The organism is Nocardia aurea (assembly GCF_003123685.1).
Classification (GTDB): Bacteria; Actinomycetota; Actinomycetes; order Mycobacteriales; family Mycobacteriaceae; genus Nocardia; species Nocardia aurea.
The window spans coordinates 151,257-174,134 of record NZ_QCYJ01000085.1 but is presented as its reverse complement, the minus strand read 5'-3'; the positions used below and the strand labels follow the sequence as shown (position 1 = coordinate 174,134).

At 66.3% G+C, this 22,878-nt stretch carries 20 protein-coding genes; 8 read left to right on the top strand and 12 right to left on the bottom strand.

Annotated features, from left to right (window positions below):
• The first annotated feature begins 121 nt into the window (after nt 1-121).
• Nucleotides 122-718 carry a hypothetical protein gene (locus DAT37_RS17490; protein WP_109525832.1) on the top strand — a complete coding sequence of 199 codons (597 nt, stop codon included), beginning with the start codon at nt 122-124 and terminating at the stop codon, nt 716-718.
• Nucleotides 719-927: 209 nt separating this feature from the next.
• Here DAT37_RS17490 and DAT37_RS17485 read toward each other — a convergent pair whose 3' ends face one another.
• The 3 genes from DAT37_RS17485 to DAT37_RS17475 all read right to left on the bottom strand — a co-directional run bounded on the left by DAT37_RS17485 (nt 928) and on the right by DAT37_RS17475 (nt 3,011).
• A complete protein-coding gene (locus tag DAT37_RS17485) occupies nt 928-1,389 on the bottom strand; it encodes an SRPBCC family protein (RefSeq protein ID WP_109525831.1) in 462 nt (153 codons plus the stop codon).
• Nucleotides 1,390-1,660: 271 nt separating this feature from the next.
• Nucleotides 1,661-2,485 carry an alpha/beta fold hydrolase gene (locus tag DAT37_RS17480; protein WP_109525830.1) on the bottom strand — a complete coding sequence of 275 codons (825 nt, stop codon included), beginning with the start codon at nt 2,483-2,485 and terminating at the stop codon, nt 1,661-1,663.
• Between the two features lie 337 nt (nt 2,486-2,822).
• Nucleotides 2,823-3,011, bottom strand: a complete 189-nt coding sequence (locus DAT37_RS17475; RefSeq protein WP_109525829.1) for a hypothetical protein — start codon at nt 3,009-3,011, stop codon at nt 2,823-2,825.
• A gap of 544 nt (nt 3,012-3,555) precedes the next feature.
• Here DAT37_RS17475 and DAT37_RS17470 point away from each other — a divergent pair.
• Nucleotides 3,556-3,999, top strand: coding sequence for a response regulator (locus tag DAT37_RS17470; protein WP_109525828.1), 444 nt, complete (start codon nt 3,556-3,558; stop codon nt 3,997-3,999).
• Nucleotides 4,000-4,005: 6 nt separating this feature from the next.
• On the opposite strand, the gene DAT37_RS17465 is transcribed toward DAT37_RS17470, so the two are convergent.
• From DAT37_RS17465 to DAT37_RS17455, 3 genes are all read right to left on the bottom strand, one after another.
• The gene (locus tag DAT37_RS17465) at nt 4,006-5,298 is read right to left on the bottom strand and encodes an amidohydrolase family protein (protein WP_109525827.1); all 1,293 of its coding nucleotides are present in this window, start codon (nt 5,296-5,298) and stop codon (nt 4,006-4,008) included.
• Between the two features lie 144 nt (nt 5,299-5,442).
• Nucleotides 5,443-6,414 carry an NADP-dependent oxidoreductase gene (locus DAT37_RS17460; RefSeq protein WP_232839814.1) on the bottom strand — a complete coding sequence of 324 codons (972 nt, stop codon included), beginning with the start codon at nt 6,412-6,414 and terminating at the stop codon, nt 5,443-5,445.
• Nucleotides 6,386-7,009, bottom strand: coding sequence for a TetR/AcrR family transcriptional regulator (locus DAT37_RS17455; RefSeq protein WP_109525826.1), 624 nt, complete (start codon nt 7,007-7,009; stop codon nt 6,386-6,388). The genes DAT37_RS17460 and DAT37_RS17455 overlap by 29 nt, the downstream gene beginning before the upstream one ends.
• Nucleotides 7,010-7,398: 389 nt before the next feature.
• Here DAT37_RS17455 and DAT37_RS17450 point away from each other — a divergent pair, with 389 nt between their 5' ends.
• A complete protein-coding gene (locus DAT37_RS17450; protein WP_109525825.1) occupies nt 7,399-8,589 on the top strand; it encodes an epoxide hydrolase family protein in 1,191 nt (396 codons plus the stop codon).
• A 172-nt stretch (nt 8,590-8,761) separates the two neighbouring features.
• On the opposite strand, the gene DAT37_RS17445 is transcribed toward DAT37_RS17450, so the two are convergent.
• Together DAT37_RS17445 and DAT37_RS17440 are read right to left on the bottom strand one after the other, a co-directional pair.
• Complete coding sequence (locus tag DAT37_RS17445; RefSeq protein ID WP_109526058.1) at nt 8,762-10,498, bottom strand: thiamine pyrophosphate-dependent enzyme; 1,737 nt, start codon at nt 10,496-10,498, stop codon at nt 8,762-8,764.
• A 191-nt stretch (nt 10,499-10,689) separates the two neighbouring features.
• Nucleotides 10,690-11,817, bottom strand: a complete 1,128-nt coding sequence (locus DAT37_RS17440) for an NDMA-dependent alcohol dehydrogenase (protein WP_109525824.1) — start codon at nt 11,815-11,817, stop codon at nt 10,690-10,692.
• Nucleotides 11,818-12,054: 237 nt separating this feature from the next.
• Between DAT37_RS17440 and DAT37_RS17435 the strand changes: the two genes are divergently transcribed.
• Entirely contained in the window at nt 12,055-13,086 is a 1,032-nt protein-coding gene (locus DAT37_RS17435; RefSeq protein WP_232839813.1) for an alpha/beta hydrolase, read from the top strand.
• Nucleotides 13,087-13,127: 41 nt separating this feature from the next.
• Here the strand turns inward: DAT37_RS17435 and DAT37_RS17430 are convergent, their stop codons facing one another.
• Complete coding sequence (locus DAT37_RS17430; RefSeq protein WP_109525823.1) at nt 13,128-13,685, bottom strand: maltokinase N-terminal cap-like domain-containing protein; 558 nt, start codon at nt 13,683-13,685, stop codon at nt 13,128-13,130.
• Between the two features lie 208 nt (nt 13,686-13,893).
• A complete protein-coding gene (locus DAT37_RS17425; protein ID WP_109525822.1) occupies nt 13,894-14,499 on the bottom strand; it encodes a dihydrofolate reductase family protein in 606 nt (201 codons plus the stop codon).
• Nucleotides 14,500-14,644: 145 nt separating this feature from the next.
• On the opposite strand from DAT37_RS17425, the gene DAT37_RS17420 reads away from it, so the two are divergent.
• Nucleotides 14,645-15,214, top strand: coding sequence for a pyridoxamine 5'-phosphate oxidase family protein (locus DAT37_RS17420; RefSeq protein WP_109525821.1), 570 nt, complete (start codon nt 14,645-14,647; stop codon nt 15,212-15,214).
• A 64-nt stretch (nt 15,215-15,278) separates the two neighbouring features.
• Here the strand turns inward: DAT37_RS17420 and DAT37_RS17415 are convergent, their stop codons facing one another.
• Both DAT37_RS17415 and DAT37_RS17410 read right to left on the bottom strand, forming a co-directional pair.
• Nucleotides 15,279-18,701, bottom strand: a complete 3,423-nt coding sequence (locus tag DAT37_RS17415; RefSeq protein WP_109525820.1) for a serine/threonine-protein kinase — start codon at nt 18,699-18,701, stop codon at nt 15,279-15,281.
• A 220-nt stretch (nt 18,702-18,921) separates the two neighbouring features.
• Nucleotides 18,922-19,833 carry a TIGR03564 family F420-dependent LLM class oxidoreductase gene (locus tag DAT37_RS17410; protein WP_109525819.1) on the bottom strand — a complete coding sequence of 304 codons (912 nt, stop codon included), beginning with the start codon at nt 19,831-19,833 and terminating at the stop codon, nt 18,922-18,924.
• Nucleotides 19,834-20,004: 171 nt separating this feature from the next.
• Here DAT37_RS17410 and DAT37_RS17405 point away from each other — a divergent pair, with 171 nt between their 5' ends.
• The 3 genes from DAT37_RS17405 (at nt 20,005) to DAT37_RS17395 (ending at nt 22,873) form a co-directional block, all read left to right on the top strand.
• A complete protein-coding gene (locus DAT37_RS17405) occupies nt 20,005-20,859 on the top strand; it encodes a GNAT family N-acetyltransferase (RefSeq protein ID WP_109525818.1) in 855 nt (284 codons plus the stop codon).
• A gap of 139 nt (nt 20,860-20,998) precedes the next feature.
• Nucleotides 20,999-22,333 (top strand): DUF1254 domain-containing protein, encoded by a 1,335-nt coding sequence (locus DAT37_RS17400; RefSeq protein WP_109525817.1) that lies wholly within the window; start codon nt 20,999-21,001, stop codon nt 22,331-22,333.
• 96 nt (nt 22,334-22,429) lie between these two features.
• Nucleotides 22,430-22,873, top strand: a complete 444-nt coding sequence (locus DAT37_RS17395) for a Fur family transcriptional regulator (protein WP_109525816.1) — start codon at nt 22,430-22,432, stop codon at nt 22,871-22,873.
• Nucleotides 22,874-22,878 lie beyond the last annotated feature (5 nt).

Here is a 22,878-nt window from a genome sequence, read left to right as displayed (position 1 = left end):
CGGATCGGGACGCGCGGGAATCGCCGAACGGAAGTTCGGCCGAAAGTCATGGGTCGCACGACACTTCACCACGTGACCAGCGGATTCCTAGCCTCGGGCCTACCTGGAGAAGGGAATCGGCATGGATACCTCACTACTGCGGCTCAGCGCGGCGGCAGGCCTCGTCTGCGGCGCGGCCATCGCACTGGCGGGAGCCTTGGAATCGGCGATCGGCCGCAAGGTCACGCTGACGCAAATACTCAACGGCGGCTCGGTGCCGCTCGGCATCGGCCTGCTGATCGGGCTGTACCTGTGGCAACGCCACCGACTCGGACGATTCGGCACGGCGGCGTTCGTGGTGCAATTCCTGGGGTTCGGCTATTTCGCCGGTATCGCCTACGCGCGCAATGTCGTGCTGGTCTACCTCGATCGTTCCGTGGTCGACGAGTTACTCGAAGGACCGGCACGGTACGCGTTTCTCGCGACCGCGATTCTGGCGCTGACCGGCACCTGGTTGTTCGGCGCCGCGCTGCTGCGATCGGGCTCGGTGCCGAAAGCGGCTGTCGCACTGTATGTGGTCGGGCTCTCGGCCCTGTGCCTGACGTTCCTGCTCCCCGCACCGGTGGTCCGGATCGGGCATGTGCTCGGCGGCGCGGGGCTGGTGTGGCTCGCCGTCGCGCTGTGGCGGCACGCCCGCGACAGCGAATCGTCCCCCGAACTCCGTCCCGCGTACGGGTGAACAGCGAACCGCTGATCGTTGGTCGGGCGTCGTGGGTGCGCTGCCACGACGGATAGGCGATCCTGATGCAAGCGAAGATCCCGACGACCTGATCGATCCGGCGCATGCGGAACAGAATTCGGTGCGCGGCGATCGAGGTCGGATACTCGGGGTACGAGAGAACCGCGCGCCCCGCACCGACTCGGTGCGGGGCGCGCGGTTCGCCGGGATCAGGCGTCCGGACGCGGGATATCTCCGCGCCACGCGCCGGTCTCGTTGTGCTGTTCCTCGATGAAGTCCTTGAATCGCTTCATGTCACCGTTCACGCGGTGTTTGAGGACGCCGAGTTTGTCGGCGGCGTTCTCCACGAAACCTTCCGGATCGACCTCCATCTGCGCGGTGATCCGGGTGTGGGTGTCATCGAGACGATGAAAGGTGATCACACCCGCGTGGTTCGGGCCGCTGTCGGATTTCCAGGCCACCCGCTCGTCGGGGTGCTGCTCGGTGATCGTCGCGTCGAATTCACGGGTCGCCGGACCGACGTGGATACGCCAGTGCGTATGCCGGTCGTCGAGCTGCCGAATCTCCTCGACACCTTCCATGAACTTCGGGAACGACTCGAACTGCGTCCACTGGTTGTAGGCGGTCCGTACCGGTACCTCGACATCCACGGTGGCTGCCAAAGTGCTCATGATGTACCCCTTTCGTGCGAACGTTCGGGTCACATGTCGCCTACCCGGGCCACCGGGGCTCAAACCGCGCACGCCATTCCCGGCGGTGAGGATCGGCGTGAGCGCACCGGAAACGTCTTCGGCGGCAAAGGTTTCGATGTCGGCTCATCCGGGCGAACGTGGACGAGCGCGCTCCTGCGCACAGCAACCGGTCGATACCCGTGTACCGCGATCAGCCTCCGCGGCGCGGCCGGATCGAACTCCTCGCGCGGAGCCTGCCGTCGACTTCGGATCAGGCGCGAAGAAAAGCAAGCAGATCGGCGTTGATGGTGTCGGCGTGCGTGGTGGGCATTCCGTGCGGGAACCCCCGATAGGTCTTCAGCGTCCCGTTCTTCAACAGTGCCGCCGATTTCGGACCGGACGCCACGTAGGGCACGATCTGATCGTCCTCGCTGTGCATCACGAGAACCGGAATCCCGATCTGCTTCAGATCCTCGGTGAAATCGGTCTGCGAGAAGGCGACGACTCCGTCGTAGTGCGCCTTCGCACCGCCCATCATGCCTTGACGCCACCAGTTCGCGATGACGGCCTCCGACGACTCCACGCCCGGCTGGTCGTAGTTGTAGAACGGGCCCGACGGCAGCGCCCGGTAGAACTCCGAGCGATTGGCCGCCAACTGGGCCTGGATGTCGTCGAAGACGGATTTCGGTAGACCTTCGGGATTGGCGTCGGTCCGCACCATCAGCGGGGGCACGGCACTGATCAGCGCGGCCTTGGACGCTCTGCCCTCGCCGTGCCGCGCGAGGTAGTGCGCGACTTCACCGCCGCCGGTCGAGTGGCCTACGTGCACGGCGTCACGCAGGTCCAGGTGCTCGACCACCGCGGCGAGGTCGTCGGCGTAGTGATCCATGTCGTGACCTTCGGCAGTCTGCGAGGAGCGACCGTGGCCGCGTCGATCGTGGGCGACGACCCGGTACCCCTGCGCGAGGAAGAACAACATCTGGTTGTCCCAGTCGTCGGCGGACAGCGGCCATCCGTGACTGAAGACGATGGGCTGTCCCTGGCCCCAGTCCTTGTAGAAGATCTCGGTCCCATCCGCGGTCGTGACTGTGCCCATGGTTACCTCTCTTCGATGTGGACCTCACCGATATCGGGAGGCCGGGTGGCCGCTCGGGATACGGGAGGCCGATGTCGCCCGGGGTCCTTCGACTCGATCGGTCACCGTGGTCGGACTCCCGGTGTCGGTCGGCATCGTCATCGATACGCGCCCACCACCGCAGTCAGCATACTTTCAGCTAACAGAACGTGGATGCTTTCCCGTACAGCGTCGAGGTTCGGAGCCATTGGATGGGCCACCACCGCGATCCTCGGCACGCTGCGGCGGTTCGAGAGCGCAATGGACGTTCGAAGCCGTCGGACGCCGCACGGGAACACAGCGACGGAGGCCGAGGGGGTCAGCGGAAGAAACCGAGCGCCGCGGTCAAGGCGACGGCCATGCCGAAGGCGATGAGGACCGCTGCGACCACGGAGGCCGACATGATGACGACGCCGGTGGTCAGGGTCGTGACGATCAGGCCGGACAGCCAGGCTGTACCCGGCTCGAACTTGGGAGATCTGTCAGGAGGGGTCGGTTTCACAGCCATATCGGGAAGACTCCCCGTGCTATTGATTGCGGAGCCGTCACACTCGGTGGCAGCTATCCGGTTGCTGAACGGTGATGGCCGACATTCCGGCGCGGCACCAGCGGGCGGAGGCTGTCTTCTTCAACCGTTCCACTCGGCGATACCGCCGTCTCGCAGGGCGACCCGGCGCTGGCTGAACAGCTTCGCGACGATCCCTAGTTGATATTTTTACCAGCATACGAGCTTGGTAGTAGACCATTCCGTGATAGTTAACCAGAAAGTTGCTTGAATTGCGCGGGCATCGTGACCGGTCTCATAGGCCTCCGATGCCGGACCGTCACCGAGCCACTCGCCGACGAGTTCCGCACACCCCGCACCCGCCAACGGGCGGCGAACGCGGCGGTACCCGCGCGCGGACCGGCACCGATGTACGAAGATCATCGGGTACCGCGTCGGCGCGGCCGGACCGGAATCGGTGCCAACGAGCGCACCCGTTCCCGGTGCGTCCGCGCGCCGCCGCGCCCGCACCGATCGACCGCCCGGTCGTCCCGAAGGAGTTCCGCCCGTGACGATTCCCGGTCACCCCATCGACATCCTGCTCGTCGAGGACGACCCGGGCGACGAATTGATGACCCGGGAAGCCTTCGAGGACAACAAGATCGGCAATACCCTGCATGTCGTCCGCGACGGGCAGCAGGCTCTGGACTTCCTGTTCCGCGAAGGCGAGTACGCCGACGCGCCCCGACCGGATCTGATCCTGCTCGATCTCAACCTGCCCAGATACGACGGCCGCCAGATCCTGGAGAAGATCCGCGCCGACGACCAGTTGACCGCCATCCCCGTGGTCATCCTGACCACATCCGCGGCCGAGGAGGGCATTCTGCGCAGCTATCAGTTGCACGCCGACGCCTACATCACCAAACCTGTCGACCTCGAACAATTCGTCGCCGCCATCCGGCAGATCGACGACTTCTTCGTCCACGTCGTGCGGCTGCCGCCCCGCGGTTGAACCCCGTCAGTCACGCACTCCCGAGACGGCCTTGGCGTTGGCGGCGAAATCGGCGAAGGTGGTGCCGGATTTCTCGCGGTGACTGAGGGCCCGAATAGATACGTCGTGGCCTTCCGCCGCCTTGCGCAACGCCCCGACGGTCGCCTGTTCCCGGGGGATGTGCGCGAACGGGTCGAAGGAATACCAGCGCATCGCGTTCTCGTGGGTGATCTTGTCGATCTCGGCGTCGGGCACGTCATAGGTGGCGAACACCCGCTCGAGTTCCTCCGGAGCGCCCGGCCACATCGAATCGCTGTGCGGGTAGTCCATCTCCCAGCACATATTGTCCACGCCGATCTCGTGGCGATTCTTGACCCCGATCGGATCGGAGATGAAACAGGTCAAGAAGTGCTCGCGGAACACCTCCGACGGGCGCTTACCCCCGAAATCCTGATGCGTCCAGGTGGAATGCATCTCGAATGTGCGGTCCACACGGTCGAGGAAATACGGAATCCAGCCCGTGCCGCCCTCCGAGAGCGCGATCTTCAAGTCCGGGTAGTCCTTGATCGGTTTGGACCACAGCAGGTCCGCCGCGGCCTGCACGATATTCATCGGCTGCAAGGTGATCATCACATCCATCGGCGAATCGGGCGCGGGTATCGACAGTCGCCCCGACGATCCGATATGGACGCTCATCACCGTGTCGGTCTCCACCAGCGCCCGCCACAGCGGCGTCCAGTAGTCATCATGGAACGATGGATAGCCGAGCGCGGCAGGGTTTTCGGTGAAGGTCAGCGAATGCACACCCTTCTCCGAGACGCGCCGCACCTCCGCCGCGCACAACTCGGCGTCCCAGATCACCGGCAACGCCATCGGAATGAACCGGCCGGGATGCGAACCGCACCACTCGTCGATATGCCAGTCGTTGTAGGCGCGCACCAGTGCCAGCGAGAAATCCGAGTCATCGGTGGCGAACAGCCTCGCGGCGAACCCAGGGAAGGACGGGAAGTTCATGGTGGCCAGTACGCCACCGGCGTTCATATCCTTGACCCGCTCGTCGGGGTCGAAGCAGCCGGGACGGATCTCGTCGAGTCCCTGCGGCTCGAGTCCGTACTCCTCCTTCGGTCGTCCGGCGACCGCGTTCAGCGCGACATTCGGAATTACCGTGTCGCGGAACCGCCAGGTATCCGACCCGTCGGGATTGTGCACCAACCGGGGAGCCTCGTCGATATATCGCTTCGGCAGGTGATTCAGGAACATGTCGGGCGGTTCGATGATGTGGTCATCGACACTGATCAGAATCATGTCGTCTTTGTCCACAGTGGTTCCTTCCCTTGTCACCACGAGGTGCTATACGCGCGTACAGGTTATCGCAGCGCAGGAAGGGAATATGGGGAATTCGCGGGACCGGTCCGAGAAGTTTCCACCGGAAGTCGCGCCGATCGACACGGCCCGGCGCCGTGGTCATTTCCAGGGGGTCAACACCACTTTTCCCCGCGAATGCCCTGACTCGCTGAGCGCGTGGGCGAGCACGACGTCGTCTAACGGCAACACGCGGTCGAGATGGACGTACAGGTCCCCGGCTACGGCAAGTTCCCCGATCGCCACCAGTTCCGCGGGTCGCGGACGCGCGGTGATCCTGCGGCAGCGCGGATCGTCGACGGCATCGGATTCCTGGGCCGTGATATAGCGGCCGTCCGCGCGCAGCACCCGGAGCGAACGCTGCCCGTATGCCCCGCCGACGAGATCGAACACGACGTCGACGCCGTCGAGCACGGTCGTGAAATCTGTCGTGGTGTAGTCGATCACCTCGTCGACGCCGAGCCCGCGGGGGAATTCGTGATTGACCGCTCGCGCCGTGCCGATGACGTGCGCGCCGCGTTGCCGGGCGAACTGGACGGCGAAATGGCCGACACCACCGGCGGCGGCGTGGACGAGAACGCGCTCGCCGACCTGAGGATTCGCCGCTACCACCCCCTGCCACGCGGTCGACGCGGCCGTCGGAAGGGCAGCGGCACGGAGATCGTCCAAACCCGCCGGGCGCGGACCGAGACGGTCGGCGCGCGCCACGACGTACTCGCAGTAGGTGCCGGTGCGACTGTGCACCATGCCGAAAACAGCGTCCCCCGAGCCGAATTCGGTGACGTCGGGGCCGACTCCCACCACCGTGCCGGACAGATCGAACCCGACGGTGAAGGGCGGCGGACCGAGGAATCGCACGCGACCCGAGCGCAATGCGCAGTCGACGGTGTTCACCGACGTCGCACCCAACCGGACCAGCACCTCACCCCGACCGGGTTCGGGAATCGGGACGTCGATGGTTTCGAGCACGTCCGGACCGCCGAGCGTGCGCTGACTGATCGCCTTCACCCGCCGCCGCCCGACACCGAGCCGCGCCGGGACCGCATCACGTTCGTCGCGGCGCGGGGTGACCATCGACCGTCGCGGATCCGGCGGGATCCAGGTATCGCTCGAACGCGTCCACCAGTTCCCGATGCGCGGTGGTGACCCCTATCCCCCGCTCCAGGTTGAGAAATTTCGGCATTCCGGTGAGCAGGAGCAACAACGCGCCGGGAGCGATATCGTCGCCGAGCGGGCCGAAACCCCGGTAATTCGTGGCGAGCGCCGCCAATTGGAGCGCGCGCACCTGCTCGGTCACGGCGGCGATCTCCGCGCGCACCGATTTCCTGTGGTTGCCCAGGGCCATGAACTCGGTGGTCAGCGCGCTCGTCGCCTCGTCCCGACTGTAATTCCAGAGCACTCGCGGCAATTGGTCGGCCGGCACCTGGAGCACCCGCGTCAGATGCGCGATATTGCGCTCCGAATAGCGGCGGATCGCCGCGAGGAAGATCCCGTCCAGGGTGCGGAAGTAGTACTGCACCAGACTCGGGGTCACGTCGGCCTTCGCCGCCACCGCGCGGAAGGTCACCGCGGCATATCCTTCGTCGAGCATCAACCGCTCGACACAGTCGAGCAGGATCTCCCGCGTCTTCGATGTCTCCGCACCGAAACGGCGAGGTGTCACCGTCATACCCACCTCCGCTCGCCCGTCATGAACTACCGTCGCGACAGTATGCTATACGATCGCATAGCATCGCAGATCAGGCGACATTACCGGCCGAAGTCGCGGCCACTCGCGATTTCCGACGTCGCCATATGGCTGCACCGAAAGTATTGTGCGCCTTGCCATTCGACCCGACACAGGTTCTCGTGAACCTCGCGTTAACGATTCCCGAATCGGTTGTGTTGCCAAGAGTTTGCGGATAGGTTTGAATGCGTTCCAGTTTTCAGACTGGGGTCGAGCCCGGACGGGCGTCGCGATGCCGATCGCATACGAGATTCGCAGGCCGTCATCTTCCGCGGCAACCGGACTGCGGCCCTCTTCGATCATCGATCATGATGCAGCCAAGGGAGTTCCACATGTCTGTTATGTCCGAAGTGTCGACGGTCCGGCCGTTCACGGTCGAGATTCCCGATGCCGATGTGGACGAAATGCGAAGACGTATCCGTGCCACGCGATGGCCCGAGAGGGAGACCGTCGCCGACCGGTCGCAGGGCACCCAGCTCGCGACGGTTCAGGCACTCGCTCGCTATTGGGCCTCGGATTACGACTGGCGCGCCTGCGAGGCGAGACTCACCGCTCTACCCCAGTTCATCACCGAGATAGACGGTCTGGACATTCATTTCGTTCATGTCCGCAGTAAGCACGAGGACGCGCTACCGCTCATCGTCACGCACGGATGGCCGGGCTCGATCATCGAACAGCTGAAGATCGTGGCGCCGCTCACCGATCCCACCGCCCACGGGGGTGATGCGTCGGACGCGTTCCACCTGGTGATTCCCTCGATGCCCGGCTACGGGTTCTCCGGCAGGCCGACAACGACGGGGTGGGGTCCCGAGCGCATCGCCGGCGGTTGGATCGAATTGATGAGGCAACTCGGATACACCCGGTTCGCGGCACAGGGCGGGGACTGGGGTGCGGTCGTCACCGATCTGATGGCGGTCCAAGCGCCACCGGAACTGGTCGGTATCCACACCAATATGGCGGGCGTGGTGCCGCCCGATATCGACGCGGCACTGCAAACGGGAAATCCGCTGCCGACCGATCTCTCCGACGAGGAGAAGCGCACCTGCGAGCAATTGGATTTCGTGTGGAAACACGTCGGCTACGCACTCATGATGGGGACGCGGCCGCAGACACTGACGGGTTTGGCCGATTCGCCGGTCGGCCTGGCGGCTTTCCTCCTCGATCACGACGCGGCGAGCCTGGATCTGATCTCCCGGGTCTTCGCGGGCGAGACAGAGGGACTGACCCGCGACGATATCCTCGACAACATCACCCTGTTCTGGCTGACGAATACCGGGGTCTCGTCCTCGCGCCTGTACTGGGAGAACAAATTCTCCTTCTTCGGCGCGAAGGGTGTCGAAATCCCGGTCGCCGTCAGCGTTTTTCCCGACGAGCTCTATCGCGCACCACGATCCTGGGCCGAGCGTGCCTACCCCGGCCTCGTGTACTTCAACGAAGTCCACCGGGGTGGTCATTTCGCAGCCTGGGAGCAGCCCCGGCTCTTCTCCGAAGAAGTGCGCGCGGGCTTCCGGTCGCTGCGCTGATCCCATCGTCGACGAACCTGTTCGAACCTCGATGACCTGACCGGTATTCGAGCGAAGCCGTCAGGCCGAGACGGCCGAACTGACGACCGCCTGGCTCCGCCGACGCCTGTCGGCGGGGACTCGAACACCGCGATCCTGAGCAGGAGATGGTCCGCGCTCGTCCCCGGCCGGGTCACACACCGGGGATATTACGCAGGTTCAGTCGGGCGAGGTCGACGATGTCGCCGACGCCGCCCGACAGCACGATCTTGCCCATGGCCATGGCGAATCCGCGCGCCTCGGCGGCGGTGAGGTGCGACGGGACTTCCAGCGCGTCCGGGGTGGTGACCACGTCCAGCAGTGCGGGACCGTCGTGTTCGAGGACCGCGCGCACGGCGTCGCGCAGGTCGCCGGGTTCGGTGACGCGGCGGGTGTGGAAACCCGCCGAGGCGGCGATCGCGGCGTAGTCGACCTGGTCGTGGTCGGTTTCGAACGGCGGATCGCCCGCGACCATCATCTCGAGGCGCACCATGCCGAGGCTGGAGTTGTCGAAGACGACGATCTTGACCGGCAGCCGGTGGGTCTTGACCGTGAGCAGTTCGCCGAGAAGCATCGCCAGGCCGCCGTCGCCCGAGAGCGAGACGACCTGGCGGTCGGGGTGGGCGAACTGCGCGCCGATCGCCATCGGCAACGCGTTGGCCATGGAACCGTGCACGAACGAGCCGAGCAGCCTGCGGCGGTCGGTCGGGGTGATGTAGCGGGCGGCCCAGGTGCAGCACATACCGGTGTCGACGGTGAATATCGCGTCGGCGGTAGCGAATTCGTCGACCAGGGCGGCGAGATGTTCGGGGTGGATGGGTGTGTGGGTGGCGATGTGGGTGCTGTAGGTGTCGACGCTGTGCCGCAGTTTCCGGTGGTGGGAGTGCAGCATCTCGTCCAGGAAGGCACGGTCGTCGCGCTGTGGGAGACCGGGCAGCAGCGCCTCCAGCGTCGCGCCGACATCGGCGACGATTCCCTGGACGATGGGCGCGCGGCGACCGAGCCGCGCGGGGTCCAGATCGACCTGGATGTTGTTGCGCGTCGGGAGAAAGTCGTCGTACGGGAAATCCGTGCCGAGCAGGAGCACCAGGTCGGCGGCGTGCAGTGCCTCGTAGCAGGCGCCGTAGCCGAGCAGGCCGGTCATGCCGACGTCGTAGGGGTTGTCGTACTGCAGGATGTCCTTGCCGCGCAACGTGTGTCCGACCGGCGCGCACACCCGCTCGGCCAGGCGCAGCACATTGTCGCGGGCGGCGGCACAACCGATTCCGCCGAAGATCGCGATGCGGTCGGCCGCCTGGATTCGGTCGGCCAACTCCTCGACGGCGGCGGACTCCGGACAGGGTGTGGCCGCGGCGCGGACCATCGCGCTGTCGACCGGATCGGCCGCGGCGGACTCGGCGAGGATATCGCCCGGCAGGACCAATACCGCGGCGCCGCGTCTGCCGGTCGCGCTCTGGATCGCGCTGCGGGACAGTCGCACGACCTGTTCGGGGTGCGCGACGGTCTCGCAGTAGTGACTCGTCTGCGCGAACAGCGTCTCGGGTTTGGTCTCCTGGAAGTATCCGGTGCCGATCTGCCGACTGGGAATATGGGAGGCCAGAGCCAGTACCGGCGCGCCGGAACGATGCGCGTCCATCACCCCCTGGATCAGGTGGGTGTTGCCGGGTCCGCAACTGCCCGCGCAAACCGCGAGGCGTCCGGTCAGCTGGGCCTCGGCCGATGCGGCGAACGCCGCGGCCTCCTCGTGATGGACGTGCACCCACTCGACCCTGCCGTCCCGGCGCACCGCGTCGGTGAACGCGTTGAGACTGTCCCCGACCAAGCCATACACCCGGCGCACCCCGGCCTGGACGAGTACCTCGAGCAGTTCGTCGGCCACCGTACGACCCATCGAATTCCACTCCTTCGACATCCGGTTCCCGCGAGCATCGGGCGAGCCGATGCGACGGTGCTGAACGTGCAGATTCGAGCAGTGCGCGCGAGCGTCGAAGACGAGCGTGCCGATCGGCACACTACGAGTTGTGCACCGGGTCCGGTCGGCGGACACACGGGGGTGACCAGGCCGTTGTATTTCCGCCGGTTTCAGCGGTCGGCGTCGGTGAACCGGATGACGCCGCGGATATTGCGCCCTTCCAGCATGTCCCGATAGCCGTCGTTGACCTCTTCCAGTCGGTACCGGCGGGTGACCATGTCGTCGAGATTCAATTTGCCCGCCCGATACAACGCCAGCAGATTCGGGATGTCGTGCTGTGGATTGCCCGCACCGAATATGGTGCCCTGCAAATTCTTCTGGAACAGGGTCAGCATCGACAGATTCAGCGTGACCTCGGTATCGAGTATCCCGCCCATCGCGGTGACGACACAGGTGCCCGCCTTCGCCGTCAACGCCAGATACAGGTCGATATCGCGACCCTCCACCCGACCGACCGTCACGATGACCTTCTGGGCCATCGCGCCCGCCGTCAGCTCCGGAATCTGCGCGAACGCGGCGTCGATATCGGGATAGACGTGGGTGGCGCCGAAATGCAGCGCTTGCTCACGTTTCCACTCGACGGGGTCGATGGCGAAGATGTACCGGGCTCCCGAGAGCACCGCGCCCTGCAACGCCGCCACCCCGACGCCGCCGATTCCGATGATCGCCACATCCTCGCCCGGACGCACGTCGGCCGACCGTGTCGCCGATCCGAATCCGGTCGTGACACCGCAGCTGAGCAGACACGCCACCTCGAACGGGATCTCCGGATCGATCTTGACGACCGAGCTGCGGTGCACCACCAGATACGGCGCGAAGGTGCCGAGCAACGACATCGGATAGACGTCGCGGCCCCGCGCCGTGACCCGGAACGACCCGTCCGACACCGACGCGCCCGCGAGCAGCCCGGCACCGAGATCGCACAGATTCGTCCGGCCCGCACGACACGACGGACACCGGCCGCAGGACGGAATGAACGACAACGCGACGTGATCGCCCACCGCGATATCGTCGACGCGCTCTCCGATCTCGATGACCACGCCCGCACCCTCGTGGCCTCCGAGAATCGGGAACGACGCCATCGGAATATCACCGGTGGCCAGGTGGTGGTCGGAATGACACAACCCCGCCGCTTCCATCCGGATCTTCACCTCGCCACGACGTGGATCACCGATCTCGATGTCCTCGATCGACCACGGCTGATGGAAATCCCAGATCAACGCGCCCTTGGTCCTCATCGACCACCTCCAGTGCTGATTACGCTTACAATAACACTTACGGTATCTCTATCTGTATGGCGTCCGAACTCGAATTCGGGATGTCGCCGGAGCACACTTTCGACGCTCCGGACGACCGTGCCCGAATCCGTTGAGCGCACAACCAAACCGGGGGCGGGGGCAGTGCGAATCCCGAGGGATGCCGGTTCTACCGAGGCATCACGGAGCGGTTCGGACTACCCGAGAGGATCCTCGACAGTGAGCAAACGGCGATCGGCACGGACGGCGACGGTGCACTGGGTGCTGGCGGGAGCACTCGCCGCCGCGGGCCTGGTCTGCGCACCCGGTGCCGCTCACGCGCAGCCGGGGGCGGCCCATGTGGTCTCCGCGGAGAATGTGAACGACAGGCAGCAGAACGTCATGGTCTTCTCGCCCGCCATGAACAGGCCGATCATGGTGCAGGTCATCAGGGCCGCGGATACCACGAGACCGCGACCGACGATGTACCTGCTCAACGGATCCGGGGGCGGCCCGAATCAGAGCGGCTGGGACGCGCAGACCGACGCGGTGAGTTTCCTGCGCGACAAGGACCTCAATGTCGTCACCCCCTACGGCGGCAGCAATTCCTATTACACCGACTGGGTGCGCGAGGACGCCGTCCTCGGCTACAACAAATGGCAGACATTCATCAACGAGGAATTGCCGCCCGCCATCGAGGAATTCCTCGGCGCGAACAACGACCGGGCGCTGGTCGGCGTCTCCATGAGCGGCACCTCGGTGCTGAATCTGGCGATCGCCAAACCCGGATTCTGGCGCAGTGTCACCTCCTACAGCGGTTGCGCACAGACCTCGGATCCCGTCGGGCAGGAGTTCGTCCGCATCACGGTGGAGAACTGGGGCGGTGGCCAGAGCGTCGAGAACATGTGGGGCCCGCGCAACGGACCGCTGTGGCGCGCGAACGATCCGCTGGTCAACGCGGAACGGCTGCGCGGCACCGAGATCTACCTGAGCACGGGCAGCGGGATCCCCGCCGCTCCGCACGACACTCCCGCCGATCCCCGGGTCCAGGACGGTCGGATTCCGCTGCCGGTCCAGATCGCGTTCGGCGGACCGATCGAGGCGGCCATCCGCTACTGCACACTGAACCTGGCGAATCGGCTCGATGAGCTGAATATTCCTGTGACGGTGGACGACAGGCCGGTCGGCACCCATTCCTGGGGTTATTGGGAGGACGACCTGCGACGTTCCTGGCCTTTCCTGGCCCGGTCGGTCGGCAGCCGCGAGAACTGAGTTCCACCGCGTAGGTCGCGTGGCCCGAATCGAACGCCGGGTCAGCGGGCGCGCGCGATGACGCCGCGCGTTCGACTCCCGTCCGGCAACTCCCACGCGATCGACACCTCACCGGATGCGGGCGCCGCGTTCGACGGAACCGGCACCCGCACGAGGTCGACACCGGCAACCTCCGGCGCCGCGCCGACCAGCACGGTGGGATCAGGAGTGTCGCTGGCATGCTGGGCCTGCGCCCGGACGCCGCCGCGGACCAGTGCCCGCAACTGCGTCCGGAAGACCGGGTCCGCGGGCGCGTCGTAGACGAACCGTGTGCCGAGCACCCCGTGCTCGGTGGTTCCGACGAGCGCGCCCGCGCACTCCGGCAGGGCGGCGGCCCGGTAGGTCATCGGCACGACGTAGCCGACCGGCTCGGTACCGGCCGCGTCGGTCACGACCACCACTTCGATTCCCACCTCGCCCTCCGGGTCGTCGAGCCGGAATCCGCCCGCACGGGCGAGCCGAGGACGTTCCGGGCCGCGGTACCAGGACTGCCGCGGCAGCCAGACGGTCAGCAGTTCCAGCTTCGACGGGACGAGGGTGGTGTTGTGGACGATCGCCATGTGCCGAAGCGTTTCACATCGCACCGACGAGCGGTGCCGACCCCGCACTCCCGGGGCCGGGAACAGCCCGAGCGATCAGCGGCATCACAGGGCGTCGGGTGCTCGGTTCACGAGTTCAGCTTCGCTCCGATCCGGCCACCGCCGATACCTGGAATGTCGAGCTGGATGCCAGGTCCTGGCGGCGGTCCGGAACGGTTGAGAGGCGACGTCACGCGGGGGCACCGAGCGGAGGGCGCTCGAGGACGCGGGGCTTGTACTCGACCAACTGGATGCGGCCGTCGAAGGTGCGGTGCTCGATCATCTCGAGGGCGACATCCGGATAGCCGTCATAGATACGTTCCGCGCCCGTGGCACCGGTGATGACCGGGAACATCACGACCCGGAATCGGTCGACGAGTCCGGCGCGTAGCAGAGACCGGCACAGGCTCAGGCTTCCGATCGTGGTGAGGAGTCCCGAACCAGTCGATTTCATGGCGCGGACCGCCTCGACGGCGTCGTCACGGACGAGCGTGGAATTGGCCCACGTCAGAGGCTGCTCGAGCGAGGAGGAGAACACCACCTTGGACGCTTTCGTGAGCCCGTCGACGGACGCCTCTTCTTCCGGCCTGAACTCGTCTTGGCCATCGGGGACCTCGCCCGCGGCGAAGCCCGACATCAGGCGGTAGGTGTTCGCTCCCATCAGGTGGGTGGCCTCCGGCTGCTCCCCGAGCCAGCTGAGGTACTCCGGACCCTCCAGGCCCCAGAACCCGGGCCATCCCTCTCCCGACGCGTAGCCGTCGAGGGAGGTGATGAAGTCGACGAGAAGCTCCGACATAGCGGTGTCCTTTCCTAGGGTGTCATGAGTTTCGACTCCCCGGGAGCCGCGAACTCATCGGCCGAGCTGTGGGTAACGAGCTATGGGTAACGAGGCTAGGCTCGAACACGACCGCTGTGTCGAAACGGTGTGGGAAGGGGAACCCGTGGCCAAGGTGTTTTCGTCCATCGATGATTCGTTGCGTGAGTTCATCGCGAAGCAGGCGATGTTCTTCGTCGCGACCGCGCCCTCCGAGGGGGGTCGGGTGAATCTGTCTCCCAAGGGGTACCGCGATACCTTCGCCGTGATCGACGATCACACCGTCGCCTACCTCGATCTGTTCGGCAGCGGCGTGGAAACCATCGCGCATCTGCGCGACAACGGCCGGATCACCATCATGTTCTGTTCGTTCACCCGCAACTCCCGAATCCTGCGCCTGTTCGGCACGGGCCGTGTCGTCCGCCCCGACGACGCGGAATTCGACACCCTGCGAACCCATTTCGGGACGGAGCACCCCGGCGTTCGGATGGCCATCGTGATCGCGGTGGATCGGATCGCGGATTCGTGCGGATACGCGGTCCCCTACTACGACCTCGTGGGCGAGCGACCCGTTCTGGATGCTCATCTCGCCGTGGTGCCCGAGGAGAAATTCGCCGGACGGATCGCGGGCGACAACGGCCACAGCATCGACGGTCTGCCCGCCCTCGACCCCGAACATCCCCTTCCCCTGCGGTGATCATCGCTGTCGAAGGCCGAGGGTGCCGGGCAAGTCCACGCCACCGAGGCTTGTGACCCTCGGGTCATGACAGCGGAGCGAGCACCCGCCGGACGAAATCGCTCGGCCACGAATCCGTTCCGTCCGCGGTCATGTCCCGCAGAACATCTCGGATCCTCGGATCGCCGAACCTCAGGATTCCGACCAGGCCCAGTTCGGCGCATCGGTTGACCAGGGGACGCAGGATCCGCTCGGCTTCGTCTCGTTCCTCCGTGGCGGCCAGGCACGTGATCAGGAGAAGTCTGGCGCGCAGCAGCGCGCGGGGGCGCGGCATTCGCGCGATCCTGTCGACGAGGCGACGTGCCCGCTCACAGGCCAGCGCGGCGGCCGTGGTCGAGTGCCGAGCCAGCAGTCGTCGGATCGCGGACTCCTCGCGGAATTCGGCGGTGAGCAACGCGATGCCGTCGGTGTCGCTCGGCGGCATCGGGTCGGGTGCGGGTTCGGTGTCCGTCAGGCCCGCGAGCAGGCCGTCGTTGTCGACGCGGGCCCGCAGGCGTGGCAGTGATTGCTCGTCGGCGATCCGGCGGCCTTCTTCGAGATACCGTCGGGCCGTGTCGAGATCCCCGCGCAGCGCCTTGATGCGCGCTCCGGTTCCGTAGCTGGCCGCGATCGCGTCGACCATGGCGCCCTCGGTGCCGAGCACCGAGTACCCCTCGTCGAGTAATTGCTCGGCCGCGTCGATCTCGCCGACGTCGAACAGCAGCTCACCCAGGAGCGCGCCCGCGGTGCGCGCGCTGTGCGAACCGCTGCCTCCGGAATTCCTCGCGACCTGGATGGCCTTGCGGAAACTGTTCTGGGCCGTGCGGATATCGAGCTCTTTGTTCGCGGCGATCCCGTCGAAGCAGTGCCCGTACATGGCGCTGAACGGGCCGCGGTTGCGGCGGTGATAGGCCTCGGCCCACTGCTGCAACCGGTGTGCTTCGGGATAGTCGAAACGGTAGATGGCGACGAATGTCGCCATATCGGCCGCGGTATTGACCACCCACGGATCGAACAGCTCCGGGCGCGCCAGACAATCCGCCAGGCGTTCGCTCACACCGTCGACGCGATCGCCCGCGACGCGGACGGCGGCGTCGAGTACCGCGGCCTCGACTTCCACCGCGTCGGCATCCTCGACGCCCTGCGCGAGCAGAGCTCGCACCTGTGCCAGCGCGGTGTTGACCCCCACCGGATTTCGCAGCAGCAGGCCGGCCCACGCGGTGGTCAACTGCAATCGCGGACTCGCGCGGACGGCGGCGGGCGGAAGTTTCGCGATGAGCCCGGGCACGATCGCGAAACGCCCCTGTTCCATCAGCCGGGTGCCGTCGTCTTCGACCAGTTCGACCGCGCGGGCCTCGTCTCCGGCGGCCAGCGCGTGATCGACGGCCTCGCGCAGGTACTGGTGCTCGGCGAACCATCGGGAAGCGTTGCGATGCAGGTCGGCGACCCATTCGGGATGTTCGCGGGCCAGGCGCTGACGGAGGAAGTCGGCGAACATGTGGTGGTAGCGCAACCACCCCGGGTCCGAATCCACCCGGCTCAGGAACAGGTCGCGCGCCTCCACCTCGGCGAGTAACGCGGGCCCGTCCGGTGTTTCCGACAGTTCCGCGGCCAGGCCGGGCGACAGCCGCCGGGTCACCGACGTACGCAGAACGAAGGTCCGCAACCGTGGTTCCAGACCGTCGAGCACGTTCTCGGCCAGGAAATCACCGATGGTGTTGCTACTGCCGGAGATACTGCCGATCAGCTCGCCCGGATCGTCACAGTCGCGCAGCGACAGCGACGCCAATTGCATTGCCGCGACCCACCCTTCGGTCGATTCGGTCAGGTGGGTGATATCGGTCGAATCCAACGCGAGCCCGCCCGCGCCCTCGAAGAACAACCGCGCCTCGGCGAGCGTGAAACGCAAGGTGTCGGCGCCGATCTCGACCAATTCGTCGTGGACGCGCATCTTGCTCATCGGCAATCCGGCACGGTTGCGGCTGGTCACGATGAACTGCAGGTGGTGGCAGCCGTGTTCGAGCAGGTAGCCGAGCACCGCGACCGCGGCCGGATCGACCACCCGGTGCCAGTCGTCGATGACGAACGCGACCTGCCTACCCTCGGAATGGACTTCGTTGATCAGCGTGGTCAGCACATAGGGTTCGGCGTCCTCGCCGTGTAACTCCATCAGGCGAGTCAGTTCGTCGGCGAGGGCGGGCAGCGCCTGCCGCAACGCCTCGACCAGATGGGCGAGCAACCATGCGGCGTTGTTGTCGTCGCGGTCGATACTCAACCAGGCGACCGCGACTCCCTGCTCGACCAGTCTGGCGCGCCACTGCGCGGTCAGCGTGCTCTTGCCGAAACCCGCAGGCGCGTGGATCACGATCAGCCTGCGCCGATGTCCGTCGTCGAGCATGCCGAACAGCCTGTCGCGCGACACCAGCGGACGGCTCGGCGTCGGCGGCCGGAACTTCGTCACCACCGTCGGGCGCGGACGTGGAGTACTCGGCACCGACGCCTGCCGCGTTTCCACGATCGATGCCACGGTGCGCGGCGGTTCGGAGATCTCGTCCACCGCTCGCGATCGTGAGGGCAGTGCCATCTGATCCACCGCGAGACCGTAGACCTGCTGGATCTCGGCCAGGTGGGTGCCCAGAGCGGCGGCGGACGGGAACCGATCGGCGGGTTCCTCGGACATGGCGCGCTCGATCGCGCGGCACGCCTCGTCGGGGATGTCGTGTTCGCGCAGGTCTGGGATCGGTTCGGAGGTGATGCGCAGGAATTGCGTGACGACCTTCTCCCCCACCCGCCGCTCGAAGGCCGCGTGCCCGGTCATCAGACAGAACAGGGTGGCACCGAGACTGTAGACGTCGGAGAGCGCGGTCGGCGCGTGCCCCTTGAGCACTTCCGGCGCGGTGAAGGCGGGCGAGCCGGTGATCACACCGGTACTGGTCACGAAACTGCCGGAGACATGGGCGATTCCGAAATCGGTCAGTTCCGGCTCACCGTATTCGGTGGTCAGGATATTGCCCGGTTTCACGTCACGATGCAGCACTCCGGCGCGGTGCGCGGCCTCGAGCGCGCCCGCCACCTTCACACCGATCCGCACCGCTTCGCCCCACGGCAACGGCCCGTCGCGTTCGATGCTGTCCTGCAACGACTTCCGCGGATGGAACGGCATCACGATATAGGGCCTGCCCGCCGTCAGGACACCGCTGAACAGGATGCTGACGATATTCGGATGCCCGGACAGTTTCCCCATCGCGCGCTGTTCACGCAGGAAACGTTCCAGATGCTCGGCCTCCAGATCCGCCGTCAACACCTTGACGGCGACGGTCCGGTCCAGCGCGGGCTGCTCACAGCGGAACACCACACCGAACCCGCCGCGCCCGATCTCGGCGGCGTCATCGAAACCCGCCGCTTTCAGATCGGTGGCTATCCTTGCGGCGAAATCACCTTCGGTGCGTAACTGGCCGTCATCGACCATCGGCGGACCCTAACTCCCGACCCGTAGCCCCGCTCCGGAACCACGATATCCGGGACGGGCGACCGACCCACCTAGCAGCATATCGCCAGCATACGCGGCTAGCACCGTCATCTCGGCTGATCGGAGCCGAAGTTCGATCCGGACCCGTGGTTCCAGCAAACCCACAGGACGGGGCCGGACTCCCTCCGACGAGAGTCGTCGGAGCGAGTCCGCGGCGAGCCTATTTCGCCAGTGACGTGAGCAGGGCCCTGGTCTGCGCGCCCTCGTCACCGCCCGCGAACACCGCGCCGACGAATTCGGTGGCGCCCGCTTCGAAAATCGCCTCGATCCGGGCCGTCACCTCTTTTTCCGAGCCGACGATCGCGAGGTCGCCGGGGCCGGATACACCTTCGCGGTCCATCATCGCCCGGTACGAGGGCAGTGAGCCGTAGGCGGCGAAATTCTCGGCGGCCGTCGCGCGCGCGGCGTCGGCGTCGTCGGTAACCAGGACCGGCAGCGCGCAGACGACGCGGGGCGCGGGGCGCTCGGCCTGCGCCGCCGCGGCGGTGATGGTCGGCGCGATGTGCTCGCGGATGGTGGCCGGGCCGGTCATCCACAGAACGGTGCCGTCGGTCCGGCGTCCCGCCAACCGCAGCATCGCGGTACCGAGGGCCGCGAGCAGTACCGGCACCCGGCCCTCGTTGGCGACCGACAATTGCAGGTTTGCGGTGTAGGTCTCGCCCGTATAGGACACGGGGCGATTCTCCAGTAGTGGGACCAGGATCGACAGGTAGTCCTTCATGTGCCGGGCGGGCCGGTCGAAGTCGTAGCCGAACATGTTCTCGATGACGATTTTGTGGGACAGACCGATCCCCAGATTCAGCCGGTTCGGGCCGACCGCGAGCGCCGTGGTCCGCGCCTGTTGGGCCAATGCTCCGGGATGACGCGGATAGGTGGGCACCACGGCGGTGCCGATCTCGATATCGGGCACCTGACTGCCCGCGACGGCGAGCGCGGTGAGCGCGTCGATGCCGAAGATGTGCGACAGCCACGCGGAATCGAAACCCTCCTCGGCGCCGCGTCGCAGTTGCTCGGTCAAGCGGACCAGGCCGTCGGGCCCGGAGGGTGCGTCGAGCATGATTCCGATCCGCACTGCGAACCTCCTCGTATCGGGACGGTGGACGTGGCGACACGATCGCGCCGACTATCGAGCCTACGTCGCCGCGCGCACGCGGCCGAATGCCCCCGGCGTCGCGAGGCCACGAGGGGGCGCGACGCGAAATTCGGTGGGCACGCGGTGTTCCGGGTGGTAGGAATCGGCGTTATGTCATCAGAAACGGGTTTGTTCGCCGGGACCGAACTTGTGTCGCGGATCGAGGGGGCCGAACGAACTCTCATCGAAGAGGGGGCGCGGGCAGCGGCGGCGCGCGAACCCCGCGAGCGGGTCGTCACGCTGCCGATCGGTGGCGGTAGCGCGGTGTGGGCGGGCCCGGATTCGCCGTTGGACAAGGTGGTCGGTGTCGGCATGGACGGCGGCCTCGACGAGAACGATCTCGTCGCGGTGGAACAGGCATTCGCCGAACGGCGTTCGCCGGTGCAGTTCGAGGTCTCGACGGTGGCCGATCCGGCAGTCGTGACACAACTGACCCGGCGCGGTTATGTGCTGTCGGGGTTCGAGAACGTCCTCGGTCTTCGCCTGGCACCCGGGCGGCGCGCCCACGCCGCGACGGGTATCGATATCGAGGCGGTCCCGCCTTCGGATCTCGATATCTGGATGACGGTGGTGGTCGACGGCTTCGCGACCCCCGATACCCGGGGTGTCGCCTCCCACGAGGAATTTCCGCGCGAGGCCATCGAGAGCGCCGAACGCGATATGGCCGCGACGAGCGGTTTTCTCGCCTCGCTCGCGAGGATCGACGGCGCGCCCGCCGGTGGCGCGGGCCTGCGTCTGAGCGACGGGATCGCACAGCTCTGCGGCGCGGCGACCCTGCCCCGATTCCGACGACGCGGCGTGCAGGGCGCGCTGCTCTCCGCACGTCTGGCCCTGGCGAGCGAAGCGGGCTGTGATCTCGCGGTCGTCACCACACAGCCCGGGTCCACGTCACAGCACAACGCGCAGCGAACCGGTTTCCAACTGCTCTACGCCCGCGCGATCCTCGTCCGCCCCGCGCCCGACTGACCTCCGCCGGGACGCCGCGAGGCCGTATCACCCCGACCAGGTGATGCCCGGTCACGGGTGATCGTCGGACGCTGGTCAGCGTGCGCACCGCTCCCGCCGTCGCGCGCCTGCCCTGTACGGACCGGAGGACGGATCACCGATGACGAGCCAGGTATCACCCGATGTCGCCGCGCACGCCTACCTGTACGGATTTCCGCTCGTCTTCGATCTGGAGCAGGTCCAGCGGGCAGTGCACGAGGGAATCGGATCGAATCCCGCGGCGCCGTTCAACACGTTCTCCCATGCCAGGACGTTGGCCGGACCGGCCGACACCTTCGTGTCGATCAACAACGACACCGTGTATTCGATGGCCCAACTCGATCTGTCGGTCGGGCCGGTGGCCCTCCATGTGCCCGACACCGCCGGGCGGTACTACGTCCTACAGTTCATCGACGCGTGGACCGACAATTTCGCCTATGTCGGTCACCGTGCCACGGGGACGGGGACAGGCGATTTCCTTCTCGTGCCACCGGATTGGGACGGGACGGTTCCGGCCGGTAGCACCGTCATCCGGTTCCCGACCCGGGTCGCCTCGATCCTCGGTCGGTGGGCATGTTCGGGAGCCGACGACCTTCCCGCGGTGCACGCGTTACAGGACGCCACGACGCTGACGCCGCTCGACAGCGCGGCCGAGCCGTCGGGACTGCCTTCTCCGGACCCGGCGGTCGGCGCGAACCTGCTGTTCTTCGAAAAACTCCGGGTGTGGTCGCAGGCGTTCCCGCCCGCGGATCGCGACCGTGAGTTGCAGGACTCGTTCGCGTCGATCGGTATCGGCGACGTCGGCGCGTCCCCGTACGTGTCACCCGACGTCGAGACCGCGTCCGCGCTGTACACGGGTCTCGCCGCCGGGGAGAAGGAGCTGGATTCGGTTCTGCTGCACGGAGCGAGTCTGGAGTCGAACGGCTGGAAGTTGACCTTCCACGCGTTCGACTACAACCTCGACTTCTTCGAGGTCGGCACGCTCGACGACCCGAGATTCAAGACCGCGGACCCGAAGGTGCGGATCCTCGAACGGGCGGGAGCGGCCAAAGGCGGGCTCTGGGGCAATCACGCCTACGAAGCCGCCTATCTCGTGACCTACGTCGACGATCAGGGCCGTCGGCTCAACGGCGCGAACACCTACACACTGCGTCTGGATCCGACGCCGCCGGTCGGCGCGTTCTGGTCGCTGACCATGTACTCCATGCCGGATTTCTTCCTGGTGGCCAACCCGATCGACCGCTACTCGGTCGGCGACCGCACCCCGGGAACGGTCCTGGAGGACAGCGGCGCCATCACGATCACCATCAGCCACACCGCCCCGACCGATCCCGTCGCGTTCGCGAACTGGCTTCCCGCGCCCGCGGGTGATTTCCGGCCGATACTGCGCATGTACGAGCCCGCGCCGTCGGTGCTCGATGGAACCTACGCGGTCCCGGCGATCACCAGGACCTGACCGCACAGCCATGACCGCACAGCACTGCCCCGCGTCGACCTCCGATTTCGATCCGAATGCTTGACTGATTCCAGAAAGCGGACGAGACTTCGGGACGTGCCGACCGGCTCGGAGTTCCAGCAGTTGCTGCGAGGAGTTTCGTTACGCGTGACCCGTCCGCGGGTCGCGGTACTGAGCGCGGTGCACGACCACCCGCACGCGGACACGGATTCGATCATCCGTGCCGTTCGGTCCGAATTGCCCGAGGTGTCGCACCAGACGGTCTACGACTCGCTCAGCACCCTCTCCTCCGCCGGACTGGTCCGGCGGATCCAGCCGTCGGGATCGGTGGCCCGCTACGAGTCGCGGGTCGGCGACAATCACCACCACGTCGTCTGCCGCACCTGCGGGGTGATCGCCGATGTCGACTGTGCCCTCGGCGCGGCACCGTGTCTGACCGCTTCCGATGATCACGGCTTCGCGATCGATGAGGCCGAGGTCGTCTACTGGGGTCGGTGTCCGGACTGTGCGCAATCACAGATTTCTCGATCAACCCGGTGATCGCA